Here is a 225-nt window from a genome sequence, read left to right on the forward strand (position 1 = left end):
AGGCAGCTTTGAATCAGCTGCGCAAAAATAACTAAAAGGCAGGGAATCCCGATGCGCTTATTGTCGCTTACGTTGGATGGCTTTAAGTCATTTGCCCAACCAACAACAATTGAATTTCGTCCGGGAATGACCGGGATCATTGGCCCCAATGGCAGTGGGAAGTCAAATATCATCGAGGCCATTCGCTGGGTTTTGGGTGAGCAGTCGGCCAAAACTCTGCGTGGT

1 protein-coding gene is annotated in these 225 nt (G+C 49.3%); it reads left to right on the forward strand.

The features are described 5' to 3' along the window. Positions 1–51: 51 nt before the first annotated feature. Positions 52–225, forward strand: a 174-nt coding sequence (locus tag LI126_RS16185) for an AAA family ATPase (protein WP_227165764.1), incomplete at its 3' end; no start/stop codon positions are given.

Origin of the sequence: Mediterraneibacter sp. 210702-DFI.5.30, assembly GCF_020560115.1 — a bacterium.
GTDB lineage: Bacteria > Bacillota > Clostridia > Lachnospirales > Lachnospiraceae > Mediterraneibacter > Mediterraneibacter faecis.